General features: G+C 46.7%; 14 protein-coding genes. 10 read left to right on the forward strand and 4 right to left on the reverse strand.

The features are described 5' to 3' along the window. The coding region (locus tag VN379_RS24415; protein WP_325538739.1) for an ABC1 kinase family protein at positions 1–688 on the reverse strand (688 nt) is incomplete at its 3' end. 258 nt (positions 689–946) lie between these two features. Between VN379_RS24415 and VN379_RS24420 the strand changes: the two genes are divergently transcribed. The 3 genes from VN379_RS24420 to VN379_RS24430 all read left to right on the forward strand — a co-directional run bounded on the left by VN379_RS24420 (position 947) and on the right by VN379_RS24430 (position 3,946). Then, a complete protein-coding gene (locus VN379_RS24420) occupies positions 947–1,291 on the forward strand; it encodes a Na-translocating system protein MpsC family protein (RefSeq protein ID WP_325538740.1) in 345 nt (114 codons plus the stop codon). A 158-nt stretch (positions 1,292–1,449) separates the two neighbouring features. Then, a complete protein-coding gene (locus VN379_RS24425) occupies positions 1,450–2,478 on the forward strand; it encodes a Nif3-like dinuclear metal center hexameric protein (RefSeq protein WP_325538741.1) in 1,029 nt (342 codons plus the stop codon). A 70-nt stretch (positions 2,479–2,548) separates the two neighbouring features. Beyond that, positions 2,549–3,946 carry an MFS transporter gene (locus VN379_RS24430; RefSeq protein WP_325538742.1) on the forward strand — a complete coding sequence of 466 codons (1,398 nt, stop codon included), beginning with the start codon at positions 2,549–2,551 and terminating at the stop codon, positions 3,944–3,946. Positions 3,947–4,023: 77 nt separating this feature from the next. Here the strand turns inward: VN379_RS24430 and VN379_RS24435 are convergent, their stop codons facing one another. Beyond that, positions 4,024–4,470, reverse strand: coding sequence for a hypothetical protein (locus tag VN379_RS24435; RefSeq protein WP_325538743.1), 447 nt, complete (start codon positions 4,468–4,470; stop codon positions 4,024–4,026). 144 nt (positions 4,471–4,614) lie between these two features. On the opposite strand from VN379_RS24435, the gene VN379_RS24440 reads away from it, so the two are divergent. Further along, positions 4,615–5,907 carry an FAD-dependent oxidoreductase gene (locus VN379_RS24440; protein ID WP_325538744.1) on the forward strand — a complete coding sequence of 431 codons (1,293 nt, stop codon included), beginning with the start codon at positions 4,615–4,617 and terminating at the stop codon, positions 5,905–5,907. 49 nt (positions 5,908–5,956) lie between these two features. Here VN379_RS24440 and VN379_RS24445 read toward each other — a convergent pair whose 3' ends face one another. Next, the gene (locus VN379_RS24445; RefSeq protein WP_325538745.1) at positions 5,957–6,568 is read right to left on the reverse strand and encodes a LysE family translocator; all 612 of its coding nucleotides are present in this window, start codon (positions 6,566–6,568) and stop codon (positions 5,957–5,959) included. Between the two features lie 172 nt (positions 6,569–6,740). Here VN379_RS24445 and VN379_RS24450 point away from each other — a divergent pair, with 172 nt between their 5' ends. From VN379_RS24450 to VN379_RS24475, 6 genes are all read left to right on the forward strand, one after another. After that, a complete protein-coding gene (locus tag VN379_RS24450; protein WP_325538746.1) occupies positions 6,741–8,069 on the forward strand; it encodes a phenylacetate--CoA ligase family protein in 1,329 nt (442 codons plus the stop codon). 177 nt (positions 8,070–8,246) lie between these two features. Further along, positions 8,247–8,399, forward strand: coding sequence for a hypothetical protein (locus tag VN379_RS24455; RefSeq protein ID WP_325538747.1), 153 nt, complete (start codon positions 8,247–8,249; stop codon positions 8,397–8,399). Positions 8,400–8,453: 54 nt separating this feature from the next. After that, on the forward strand, positions 8,454–9,077 hold the full coding sequence (locus VN379_RS24460) for a TrkA C-terminal domain-containing protein (protein ID WP_325538748.1): 624 nt from the start codon (positions 8,454–8,456) through the stop codon (positions 9,075–9,077). 176 nt (positions 9,078–9,253) lie between these two features. Beyond that, complete coding sequence (locus VN379_RS24465; protein ID WP_325538749.1) at positions 9,254–10,255, forward strand: ABC transporter substrate-binding protein; 1,002 nt, start codon at positions 9,254–9,256, stop codon at positions 10,253–10,255. Positions 10,256–10,275: 20 nt separating this feature from the next. After that, positions 10,276–11,136, forward strand: coding sequence for an ABC transporter permease (locus VN379_RS24470; protein ID WP_325538750.1), 861 nt, complete (start codon positions 10,276–10,278; stop codon positions 11,134–11,136). Between the two features lie 15 nt (positions 11,137–11,151). Then, positions 11,152–12,327, forward strand: coding sequence for a glycine betaine/L-proline ABC transporter ATP-binding protein (locus VN379_RS24475; protein ID WP_325538751.1), 1,176 nt, complete (start codon positions 11,152–11,154; stop codon positions 12,325–12,327). Between the two features lie 103 nt (positions 12,328–12,430). Here VN379_RS24475 and VN379_RS24480 read toward each other — a convergent pair whose 3' ends face one another. Next, entirely contained in the window at positions 12,431–12,829 is a 399-nt protein-coding gene (locus tag VN379_RS24480) for a thioesterase family protein (protein WP_325538752.1), read from the reverse strand. Positions 12,830–13,541: the final 712 nt, after the last annotated feature.

A 13,541-nucleotide genomic window follows, 5' to 3' on the forward strand; every position in this document is an offset into this window, starting at 1 on the left:
GACAGATGTATATCAGGTGATTATTAATAAATTGTTTTGAGATTTTTTCGGCATTGCGGCCTTCACAATCATAGTCGAGTTCGTTGCGCAGTGATTTCGAGAACTCATCAATCATATCCGCAAGTTGATACCTTTTTGCCCAATGAAACCGGCGTTCAGCCAGGTTGGCCAGTTCGTAAAGAATCTCCAGATCGGTTTCGATAGCGGTGGCGATGCCGGGACGCTGAATTTTTACTGCAACAGTCTCGCCTGTTTTCAAAACTGCCTGGTGGACCTGTCCAATAGAAGCTGCCGCCAGTGGCTCTGGCTCAAAATGCTGAAAGATTTCTTCCAGCGTTCCCCCTAACTCTTCCTGGAGTACAATACGTACCTCCGTAAAGGAGAAGCCTGGTACGTTATCCTGTAGTTTTTCTAATTCCCTAATAATCTCCAGGGGCAGCAGATCCGGCCGCGTACTGGCGATCTGGCCTAATTTAACATAGGTTGGGCCTAATTGTTGCAGGACTAACCGGATGCGTTCACTTACGCCTCCGGTAATTTCTTCAGTAAATATCGGCCGTACCCGCTGGTAATAGGGAACCTTCTCAATTAATCCCATCTCTTTTACAATATAGTCAAATCCCTGGCTTAGCAGCGCAGTCGCAATCTCACGATAGCGGTTGATATGGCGCACTCTCTTTGCAAACATGGTACCATCCTGACCCCTGCTCTAGATTTAAATCATTATTTTGTCAATATCCCCGCTTATGTCTGTGCATATACTTCGCTTTTGCTGCTAAAAATCCAATTTTCACCTTGTAAGAATACTAAACACATGCTAAAATAGAATAAATTAAGACAGTTGGTCAATGCAGACCTCCCTGAGCCTTTGCTTGGGAGGTTTTTTTGTATTGATTTCCACTTCTTGGATTGAGATCTTGAATCTCAATGAATTAGGAGCGATTGGATGAAAGTACTGGACGCAGACTTAAAGCAGGAGATTGCCCGTGTCAATAATAATGTGAATCTTTCCCTGTTTGGGACAGGCTTGCGAAAACAGCGTGTAACCATTGTGGAAGATAAGATTATTATTACGGCAGATCATAAGCGTATCCCGGCCTTGGCAGCAATTGACCAGCGGGATCGAATGTCCTCGCGGATAGCAGATGTGGCAATATTAGACGAGTATAAACGCCGCCTCAAGCAGGAGCTTATTGAGCAAATACATCTGCCGGTCATCTGTGTCCTTAAAGACTATGCTCCTGATTATGAATTGGCAGTAACCTTTATTCTGCTGAAAGATGGGCGCTAAGGAAAAGGTGAATCCTGAATTAAAAATATTGTAGGTCGGTCGTAGGAACTCAACAAAGAGAGCCGAAAGCTACCGCTTTTTGTAATGCCGCTGGGTGCGTAAAACAAGCGTACCCGTGTGTCAGGACTAGGCGGTAGCTTTGTTTTTTATCAAGGAGGTTGGACAGCATTATCAAAGTAAAAGATGTTCTGGATGCATTGGATCAAATCACTGGCGGCAGATGTGTAAAAAATCTGGAGGATATATTTAGCGGCAAGAACAAATTTGTGGTCATGAAGTCGTCAAATATCCCTGGCAAAGAATGCATGGAGCTGCCTGGCCTTATTTGTGGCGACCTGGCAGCCCCCGTAAAGAAGATTGCGGTGACGATGACACTAACAGAGTGCAATATTGAATTAGCCGGCGCTACCGGTGTTGATGCCATTATTGCCCATCATCCGGTAGTTGAGGCTGCCAATTCCGGCGGTGTCAATATTAGAGGCTATTTAAATCTCTATGGTTTATCAGTTTTTGAATTACATGAGGCTTTTCACGGTCTGCACCCTGGTATTGCTTATATCCACGGACACAGGGCTTTTCGTGTGGATATTGCTTACGGCGATATTGCCGGCAACATCATGTATGTCGGTAAAGCACTGGATAATGTACCAACCATCGGCGCTATTTTGGACAGGCTTAATGAATTCATGGGGATGGGTGAAGAACAGAAAATGCTGCTGACCGAAAAGAATGTGCGCGACTGCAATGAAATCTGTGAAACCAATGTAGCCACAGGCGGTCAGCTGCTTGTCGGCGCCCGGGACAATAAGGTTGGAACTATTATTCACATCTTCCCCCATACCGGTTTTACCGCTCAACATCTGGCAATGGCCAAGCAAGAACATCCGGAAGCAGATACGGTAATTGCATCGATAAGCCGGGTCAGAAAAGATAGTGAGTTAGTGAAAAAGGCGGAAGAGCTTGGTCTTAATTTCGTTGTCGGTAATTCTCATGCCATGGAAATGCTGGAGAATGGGCTGCCGCTGGCTACAGCCTTGCAAAAACTATTACCGGAGGTGGAGGTTGTCCTTTTTCGCGAGCGGATTACCTCGACCCCGCTACATAAGGTTGGTACCGCTTCCATCAGGAATTACGCAGATTATATTGCCCGGGAATACCTGGTCAACAAGAAAGGGGGGAGTGAGTAGGCACCCCAAGGTAATGCTTTATAGGAACGTGGTAGATTATGAAACTGTAAAATGTAAGGAGGACAAGACAATGGCAACTATAACAGATCGTTTAGGTAATCTTCCCCTGGGTAGTTTTCACTACCGGCTCTTATTGTTAATGGGCTCAGGCATTGCATTCGAAGCACTGGACACCGGACTTATTGCATTCGTTTTGGCGAAAATGATCGGGGCCTGGAACCTGTCGCCGGCCCAAATTGGCTTTATCAGTAGTGCCGGTTTACTAGGTATGGCAGTTGGCGCTATTTTATCCGGTACCCTGGCTGACCGGATCGGGCGAAAGAAGATTTTCGTCGCGACATTGGGAATATACGCTGTGGGTACCGGGCTGTGCGGCCTGGCCTGGAACTATGAATCCTTGCTGGCGTTCCGTTTCTTAGTCGGTGCCGGCGTAGGTGGCCAGCCGCCGGTGGCCAATGCACTGATGAGTGAGTATGCGCCGGTAAAACATCGCGGGAAAATGCTGGTGCTGCAAAATAGCAGCTGGGCAATTGGCTGGCTGCTGGCTGCGGTGATCTCTTATCTGATTATCCCCAAATATGGTTGGCAACTCGCTTTCTACATCGGAGCGCTACCGGCCCTTGTGGTTGTTTACGTTTGGCGAATATTGCCCGAATCAGCGATGTACCTTGTCAGCAAAGGCCTGCATGCAGAAGCCCATGTACTGGTCTCCAAGATTGAGCAGGAGTTGGGTGTGCCGGTGGGGGAACCGTCCCCTTTGTCCGAAATAGTGAGTACAAATACGAAAAAAATTGGTTTTATGGATCTATGGTCTCCTCTGTATCTCCGGCGGACTATTTGCCTGTGGGTCCTATGGTTCGGTATGGTATACTCCTATTATGGTATCTTTACGTGGCTGCCCTCGCTGTTGGTGAAAAGTGGCCATACACTCATCCGCTCTTTTGAATTCCTGTTGTATATGACCCTGGCACAAATTCCCGGCTATTTTACAGCAGCCTATTTTGTTGACAAGATCGGGCGCAAGGCGACTATGGGAACCTTGTTGGTGATATGTGCTTTATCAGCCTTTATGTTCGGCAGTGCCACATCGGCCGAAGAAATTGTGCTGTGGGGCTGTGTCATGTCCTTTTGTAACTTAGGAGCCTGGGGAATAACCCACGCCTATTCGGCAGAGCAATATCCCACCCATGCACGGGCTACCGGTGTGGGCTGGGCTGCAGCCTGTGGCCGGATTGGCGGTATCATCGCCCCGATCGTTGTCGGCTCGCTGATGACAGGTTCAGAGCAGTACGGCACTGTGTTTATGATGTTCACAGTTGTACTGGCAATCATTGCGATGGATATTATATTCCTGGGCAAAGAAACTATGAATAAATCGCTGGATGAACTGACCGAGAAACAGCCTGTTCCCAACCTGGCACTGGCAAGCACAGTCGCTGCCGGGGATGATACAAAGGGTTCGGTGTAACTGGGCAGTCTGAGGAAGGGACCTTCCTCAGGTGTTTATATACTGACCAGCAGGTGGATGGGTGGTCCACTTGCTGGTTATATTTTATCAACTCTGACAATAAAGGTGCCGCGGGACTGCCAGTCGATCTGTATATCAGGCAGGTTAAGGGGAATATGTATAGCCGTTCCACCCTCTGTGGCGATATCTAAGCTCAGGCAAGCAGCCAGGCAGCCCGGATCAAGGATAATATCAGTCGAAATTCTGAATAATAATTTAGAAGGGTCGCCCTGGAACTCAACCCAGGCAGACGGTGCGGCCTCAATAACTCCTGATCCTGTATCCATATCCTCCCTGCTGTAGCACTTGCTGCGTCCAGACCCAGCCAGGCGTTTTCCCGGCTTAATCAAACCGGCGAACTGGAATTCGTCACGGCCGGTTGCCTCTGGGTGCAAATTGTCTCCTGCCAGTACAGTACTCTCAAAATAATTGCCGGGAGTCACTGCAATGTCCTGTTGGGCATTCCACTCAAAACAACACTTCATTTTAACCACACCCCCAAAAAATCTCCTTATATAGTATGACGCCCCTGCTTTTTTGTTCCAAATGGCGCCATCAGCTGTAACGGGATTAGGGGAAAGGAAAAATAGCAATTCGAGATAACAGGGTGAAATATGAGGAGGGGTATAATGAATAAAAAAGTAGTAATTGTCGGTGGCGGCTGGTCCGGTGCTGCAGCTGCACTGGCGGCACGGAAAACCGGCTGTGAGGTAGAACTGTTTGAGCGGGCCGACATGCTGCTTGGTACCGGGCTGGTTGGCGGGATTATGCGTAACAATGGCCGCTTTACCGCCACCGAAGAGTTAATAGCAATGGGCGGGGGCGAGTTATTTGAAATCTGTGATGAAAACTCGCGCCACAAAAATATCTCTTTCCCCGGGCATAATCATGTTAGTTTATATGATGTAGCAACAATTGAACCGGCGGTTCGCCGGGCGCTGGTGGCAGCCGGGGTGGAAATTCATGTCAAAACCCGTGTTAACGATGTTGTAATGGTGGATGCCAACATCGTCAAAGTGAGTGTCAGTCTCTTTCAGGGTGAAGCGTTTGAGGTTACAGGTGATGCGTTTGTTGATGCATCAGGCACCGCCGGTCCTCAGGGCAATTGTATGAAATATGGTAATGGCTGCGTAATGTGTATCTATCGCTGCCCGACCTTTGGACCCCGTTTCAGTATTGCCGCTAAGGCCGGGGTAAAAGAAATTATTGGGGAAAAAGCCGATGGTACGTTTGGTGCGATGAGCGGATCATGCAAACTCCATAAAGATTCTCTTGATCCTGCAGTCAGGGAACAGCTTGAAAGTACCGGTGTTTGCGTGATTGCAGTACCTCATCATCTGCAAAAAAGCATGGAATCTCTTGGGCAAAAGGCATGTCAGCAGTACGCACTAAAAGAATTTGCTGAGAATATTGTCCTGTTAGATACCGGACATGCCAAACTCATGTCGGCCTATTACCCGCTGGATTTACTGCGGCAAATACCTGGTTGCGCGAATGCCCGCTTTGAAGACCCGTATGCCGGCGGTATCGGCAACTCTATGCGCTATTTTGGAATGCTGCCCAGAGATAATGCCTTGAAGGTACAAGGCCTGGAGAATGTTTTTTGTGCCGGGGAAAAGGCCGGGTTACTTGTGGGCCATACTGAAGCGATTGTCACCGGAACCCTGGCCGGCCATAATGCGGCAAGGGTTGCACTGGGGCTTGAACCCATCGAAATCTCACGGGAACTGGCGTGCGGGGATGCGATTGCCCATGTAAATGAAAAGATGCAGACCCAGGAAGGATTAACCAAGAAGTATACCTTCTCTGGTTCGGTGTATTTTGAGAGCATGAAAAAGAAAAACCTCTACATCACGAATGTAGAGGAGATTAAGAAAAAAGTTACTCAAACCAATATGAAAGGTATTTTTGCAAAGCAGTAGTATAGACAACGCGCTAAAGTTTTGCAGGCGGATGGCGTGTGTGGCTGTTTTATAGCTCAAACAGGGAAACAATTCCTAGCAGGATAATGATGCTGCCGGCAATCTTGTTAATCCGGACTAAGGTGCCTGACGTTACTCTATTGCGAAAGAAATACACTATACTTGTGAGCGTGATCCACCAAAGCGTTGAGCCGATGAAGACACCTACAGCGGCTAAGACTGTAGTAAAGAAATCTGTTATAAGCACAGCGATACCTAAGGATGAGAATAAGGCGAGAAAAGCAAAAACAGTAATAGGATTGGTCAGGGTAAGGAGAAAAATTCCTGCGAACATTCTGTATAGGTTGGGGGAGGTTCTCTCCATAGTAAGGCATTGCGGCGCAGTACGCAGGGTTCTTAGTCCCAGATAAATGATAAACAGGCCGCCTCCCCAGCGAAAGGCAAAGTGATAGTGAAGAATAAAATCAGTAATAAAACTTAGCCCTGCCGCGGCCGCATAGCCGTATAACGTATCTGCCATTGCAGCCCCCATACCTACCGCCAGCCCGGTTATATATCCATAGTTTAATGTGCGCCTGATGCAGATCAGATTGACCGGGCCGATAGGTGCTGCCAGGAAGAAACCACTAAAGATGCATTTTATAAGAAGGATATACTCCATAACAGGTCTCCTGAAAAAAGATTTCATAACAGTTTCGGTGAAAACCAGGGCAAATATACTTTGAATTCATAGGGTGTATAAGGGTGCCAGTCCGGACATAATTATACTAACCTATTCCCGTCCCCTTTATTGGTCGGCAGATAGATTTCTAGCGAGTTTTAGGAGCATGCTGATGATCCCAGAGGTTATTGATAAAACATTACGGCATTTTGAAGAACACAACTCCCAGCCAGCAGTGGTCAAAAGAGCTGGTGAATTTTTGCGCCACATGGTGAAAAATGGTCTAAAGCCAGAGGGTATTGCTGCAATTCAAGAGCGGCGGTTACGTGATACAATCGATTATGTCTACTCATATTCGCCATTTTACCGGCGGCTATTTGACGAGTGCGGCCTACATCCGGCAGATATAAGGACAACTGCTGATTTACAAAAACTGCCCTTTACTACTACCAGGGATATATTACAGTGGCAGGATTTCCTCTGTGTGCCTGAAGAAAAATTAGCTGCTGTTTATACTACCTCAGGCACCACCGGTGAGCCAAAACGGGTGTACTACACCTTCCGGGAGATACAGACATTATCTAACCTCTATGGTATGGCAATCCGTATTGCTCATACCGGCAGGCTGATTGCCCTGATCGCTATGCCGGTTGGCCATGGCTTGTGGATTGGCGGTGCCAGTGTACAACGCGCGGTCGAACGTGCCGGCGGCTTACCTTTAAATGTTGGAGCCGATAACCCCCGGGAAACGATAAAATGGATGAGGCGCTTTTCACCAAACATAATCTTCTCATCACCGTCCTATATGACTGCTTTGACCCGGGAAGCACAGCACTCCGGCTATCGCAGCCCGGTTGATAAGATTATCCTTGCCGGGGAACTGCTGACCCCGGATCATAAAGAATTGTTTGCAAGCTATTGGCAGGCAGCAGTTTTCGATAGTTACGGTTCAACAGAAATCGGCAGTGCGCAAACCATTGCTTTGCCCGAATGTACTGCCTTTCATCTTAATGATCTGCATCTAATAACAGAGATTATTGATCCTGTTACCGGTAAACCGGCCCCTGAAGGAGAGCTGGTCTTTACCACTATCCGCAGGGAAGGAATGCCTTTACTGCGTTATCGTTCAGGTGATAAGGCGCGCTGGGCAGAATGCACATGCTGGTTACCCTTAAAAGCGGTCAGCATCAAAGGCCGCACTGATGATATGTTTGTTGCCGGTGACATGAATCTGTACGGACGGGTAATCGCAGATGTGATCGGCAAGGTTCCCGGCACTACCGGCAGAGTGGCCGTGCTGATCGAAAAAGCCGGGCTGGCCGATAAATTGACAGTCACGGCCGAGGGGACCCCTGCTGCGGAATTAGTAGAAAAAGCATTAAAAGCGGCCTACCCACAGTTGGCAGTCAACACAGGAAATGGGAGTTTGTACCTGGCTATTGAGGTAGTGCGTGATCTTGGCCAACAGATTAAAGATCTAAAAATAATTGATTTACGATAAATTTGACTGCCGCAAAAACTGCGGCTTTTTTTATTGGGAAAAACAAGTGGACCAGGTTGTGCCTTTTAAAAAAACAGGGGCTCTGAAAGTGGTCAGGTTTGTGGTAAAATTAGAAAGGCTAACATACAATTGCTTATGAACTCCTCATATAATAATACCAGATTAAGGGGTAATGCAATGATAAAAAAGTTTGAAGAAATTATCCAGACAGCGCAGGTCAAAGGTCCCAAAACAATTGCTGTGGCTGTTGCGCAGGATCTTGAGGTGCTGCTGGCAGTAAGAAACGCCAAAGATCTGCTCCACTTGAAACTTGATTGCCGGTTTATTTAGATGTATGATGATGAGATATGATAGTTAGCATTTATTATGAGGTGTTGGGACAACATGAAAAACTTGATCGATACCCCGGTTTACTCTCAAATTGCCATAGATATAGCGGTTCGTATTGCAAAAGGAGAACTGAAAGAGGGGACCCGGATATCAGGGCGTTCTTTGTTAGCCGGTGAATACAATGTTTCACCGGAGACAATACGGCGTTCTTTGCGTTTATTGGAAGACATGGGGATCGTAGAGGTCTTAACAGGCAGCGGCGTAACAATTAAGTCCCGGGTAGATGCCCTGCAGTATATCGAAAAATATAACACAGGCAAAGATTTACGGGACCTGAAAGCCGATATCTATAAAAAGATTGAAGAACGCAATGCTTTGAATCAGGAGATACTGGAAAACGTTGAGCATATGTTTGATCTGAGTGAACGGCTGCGGAATATTAATCCCATTCATATCATGGAGTTTGAGGTTCCTTTGAACTCGCCGCTGCTGGGAAAGATGATTGCTGATGTACAGTTCTGGCAGAGTACCGGTGCAACAATTGTGGGCATAAAGCGGGAAGGGAAGGTTATTGTTTCTCCCGGACCCTATGCTTGTTTTATGCCCACAGATATTATTCTTTTCATTGGTGATACCGGTGTATTTAAACGTGTGGAAAGAATCATGCGTGAGGGATAACCCACATCATAAATAAGGAGACCTCAGAGGCACGTATATTTTTTTGAACTGTGTAAAGCGGTTTGAAAGGAATAGACGTGCCTGTTTTATGCCCTTTTAAATTCTGATCTTGACATACTGACAACTTCCATACTAAAATTGAGTTGTAGGTTGTGGATCGAAAAAGGAGTGATGATATGTTTAAAAAGAAGGCGGTACTATTTTTTATCATTAGTACACTGATGGTATTTCTTGCCGGATGTGGCAACAGTCAACAATCATCTACCAAACAAGTTACACTAAAACTTGCAGATGCAGGCTGGGACAGCATCAAGTTCCATAATGCTGTGGCCATGTTTATCATTCAAAATGGCATGGGGTATAAGGTGGAAGAGACCAGCGGAACCTCTACCCTCACCTATCAGGCCATGAAGAATGGTGACCTCGACATTTACATGGAAACCTGGACCGACAACCTGCCTGACTATAAAACAGATGTGGAAAAAGGCAATATTGTTGAGCTGGGCGTAAATTTTGATGATAATGCCCAAGGCTTGTATGTTCCCCGCTATGTGATTGAAGGGGATGCAAAACGCAATATTAAACCATTAGCGCCAGGCCTAAAAAGTGTACAGGATTTAAAGCAGTTCAAAGAGGTCTTTGCCGACCCGGAGGCCCGGGGCAAGGGGCGCATCTATGGCGCTATACCTGGCTGGGAAGTAGACAAGATTCTATACAAGAAGTATATGAATTATGGCTTGGATAAAGACTTCACGTATTTTCGTCCTGGCTCAGATGCTGCACTGGCCACCGCTTTCACCAGCGCATATGAAAAGGGGCTGCCTATCGTAGGCTATTACTGGGAACCGACCTGGCTGACCGGCAAATATGATCTGGTAAAATTACAGGATACTCCTTATGACCAGGCAACGTTTGCAGAAGGAAAAGGAGATTTCGCTGCAGTCAAGGTCACCATCAGTTCCAACAAACACCTTGCAGAGAAAGCGCCTGAAGTCGCTGATTTTCTGAAAAAATATAAAACATCAAGCGATATCACAGCTAAGGCATTGGCGCATATGAACGAAACCAAGGCCAGCTATGCTGATACTGCCAAATGGTTCTTAACAACAAATGAGGGTTTATGGCTGCAATGGGTAACGCCGGAACAGGCAGATAAGATAAAGAAAGCACTTAAATAGTTGGTGGATGGGAGGAAAAAATGGAAAACTGGTTTACGACATTTCCAGAAGTATTACATATTGATATCGGTACTCCCATTAATCAGGTGATTCTATATTTAAGTAAAAACTACGGTGTTGTATTTGACATAATCAAGAGCTTGCTCTTAGGCTTTACCCAAAGTATTCAATATGTGGTCGAGTTCATCCCCTGGTGGCTGATCGTCATCGGGGTTGGGGTGTGGGGCTGGAAAACAAATGGCAGACCGGTCCGGGGCGTAGTGTTTAGCTGTTTGATTTTGAGTATTGGCTTTATGGGATTGTGGCAGCTCATGCTGGAAACTATTTCGCTCGTCATCGCCTCTGTCCTGATATCACTGTGTATTGGTTTCCCCATAGGGGTCCTTGTATCAGGCAGCGATAAAGCCAATCAGGCATCCAGGCCGATACTTGACGCTATGCAGACCATGCCGACATTTGTGTACTTAATACCGGCAGTAATGTTTTTTGGCTTAGGACAGGTGCCGGCAGTGATTGCAACAACAATTTATGCAGTACCGCCGGTGATACGCCTCACCAGCCATGCTATTAGACAGGTGGACGCTGAAGTCGTTGAGGCAGCCCGCTCGTTCGGTTCGACCTGGGGTCAGACGCTGATTAAGGTGCAGATACCACAGGCGCTGCCAACCATCATGGCAGGCGTGAATCAGACGATTATGATGGCGGTCGCCATGGTCGTCACTTGTGCCATGATTGGAGCAAAGGGTTTAGGCATGGAGGTTCTCATCGGGATTAACCGCTTAGAAATTGGACGCGGCTTCACATCCGGGGTTGCAATTGTCATTGTGGCAATCATTATTGACCGCCTGACCCAAGGTTTTTCGGTTGCCAAAAAGCAATAAGGAGGAGAGCGCCGCGTGAAAGAGATTTTAAGAGTACAACATCTAAGCATGTTATTCGGGGCAAACACGTCAGCCGCTCTTAAAAAGCTGCAGGCGGGCGCCGGTAAAATCGATATCCAAAAGTCTACCGGCGTAACGGTGGGGATTTTTGATGTCAATCTGTCGATTGCGGCCGGAGAAGTCTTTGTCATCATCGGGCTATCGGGGAGTGGGAAATCCACACTTGTCCGGTGTCTGAACCTGCTGCATCAGCCTACAGCCGGCGATATATTTTTTAAGGACGCTACTGTTACCCAATATTCTAAACAGCAGCTAATGGAGTACCGGCGTAATAATATTGCTATGGTATTTCAGAATTTTGGCCTTATGAGTCACCGCAACGTATTGGGAAACGTGGCTTACGGCCTGGAAGTGAAAAATATGCCGTTAGCAGACCGTGAGCAAAAAGCCTTAGCGATGATCGAGCTTGTTGGTTTATCCGGCTGGGAGCATCACCCGATAAATGCATTAAGCGGGGGCATGCGGCAGCGGGTTGGCCTGGCGCGGGCCCTGGCCAATGATCCGGATATATTACTGATGGATGAACCATTTTCAGCACTTGATCCCATTATCCGCAGAGATATGCAGTTTGAACTGCTCAGTATCCAGAAAAAGGTGCGTAAGACGATTGTCTTTATCACCCACGATATTAATGAAGCCTTTAAGATCGGCAATCGCGTGGCCATCATGAAAGATGGCCGGTTAATACAGGTTGGTACACCGGAGGAACTGCTCGAGAAGCCGGCTGATGAATATGTCGAAAACCTAATTAAAGATATTGACCGGACTAGAATCTTATCTGCCAAACATGTGATGACTGCTCCCTCCGCCATCATCAAAGAAGGTGACGGCTGGCATGTGGCCATGCAGCAGATGCGCTCAAGCGGTGTTTCCAGTGTCTATATGGTCGATGAGAATATGCGGCTTGCCGGGTTGCTGACACTTGACAACGCCATGCGGGTCCGCAGTGGCGAACTTACCATTGACGAGGCTGTTATCCGTGATATCCCGCTGACAACGCCGGAGGTATCGCTGCAGGAACTGATGCCGGTTGCGGCAGAGGCTAAATACCCGATCGCTGTTGTCAATGAGCAGGCGCAGCTTGTTGGTATTGTGACCAAAGCGGCCGTGCTTTCTTCGCTGGTCGTGTAAATGCAGTAGCCAGTGATGAAAAAAGCAGCTTGCTGGATATAGACAGAGCCCCTGATCATGTACTTGCAAAAAAGTTACACGCTCAGGGGCTCTGTTATTTTTTTTAAGAATTTTTTTTGCTTTCGGCCTTTTTGAGGAACTTATCGAGGTCAATGATGTAGCGTTCGTGTGTGCCTTGCCCTATTTTTTCCTGATCATCAAAGGCTTCAATGGTGAAAGTCAGCTTTTTACCGGCTATTTCCGTCAGTTCGGCTGTAGCCCGGACGGTCATGCCAACCGGAGTGGCGGCCAGGTGTTTGATATTCAGATCAATCCCCACCGTAGCCATGCCTGACGGCAGGTGAGGGTCAACTGCGGCCAGGCAGGTTCCCTCCATAAGTCCAACCATAGCCGGAGTCGCGTATACGGCTACCCCGCCGCTGCCATATTTGATTGCAGTATTTTCGGTGGTTACCTGTTCCGCTCTTTCGGCTTTCATGCCTACCTGTAGATTAAACTCCATCTGAATCCTCCTTAGTTTGTGGCAATAGTACCCCGCAGGTTAACCGACGCCAACATATCAGCTGGCAATAAAAATACTTTGCATTGCATATTGTTATAATTTCCTGCAAAGCTAAAAATATCATATAAAATATTTTTAGTTTTGTAAAGAATATCAGCAATTGCCGGCCAGGGGAGTCAGGGGACGGTTCCTTGACTCATTTTTAGAGCGGGATAGTTGAAAAATTTCTAATACTTAAACAATTCTCAGATGAACGAGAAAGAGCAATTCAGCTCTTTATAGAGTATCAAATGCCCAAGGCGATGAACAATTCATAGAATTACCAGCAACTGAGGAAATAGAAAAAACTAATTCAAAATGAAACACAAGCCAGGCATTTTATAGCGGGTTATCTAGTCAAATATAATATCCTTTCTTGAAGAATTAAAAAGCAGGGCAAATATCAATCTGCGTAGACACCTTACCAGTAAAGTTAAAAGTGATTCCACCCTATCAATATGTCGCAAATTTATTAGATAGAAATATTATGCAAAAAACAAATGAGTCGGAGAACCGTCCCGTGACTCTCGTGATTCTCTGCCAGACAGTAAATAAACTGTTTGGCCTTATTTTTTACCCTGACCGGTATTATGCCATTGTTGATAGTTAGCAGGCAGTCGTCAAAGGAATGTTATCTAATAATGGGCGATAGCTTGACACTAGTAGCTGAAAT

The organism is Sporomusa sp., from assembly GCF_035561255.1.
In the GTDB taxonomy this organism is placed as follows: domain Bacteria; phylum Bacillota; class Negativicutes; order Sporomusales; family Sporomusaceae; genus Sporomusa.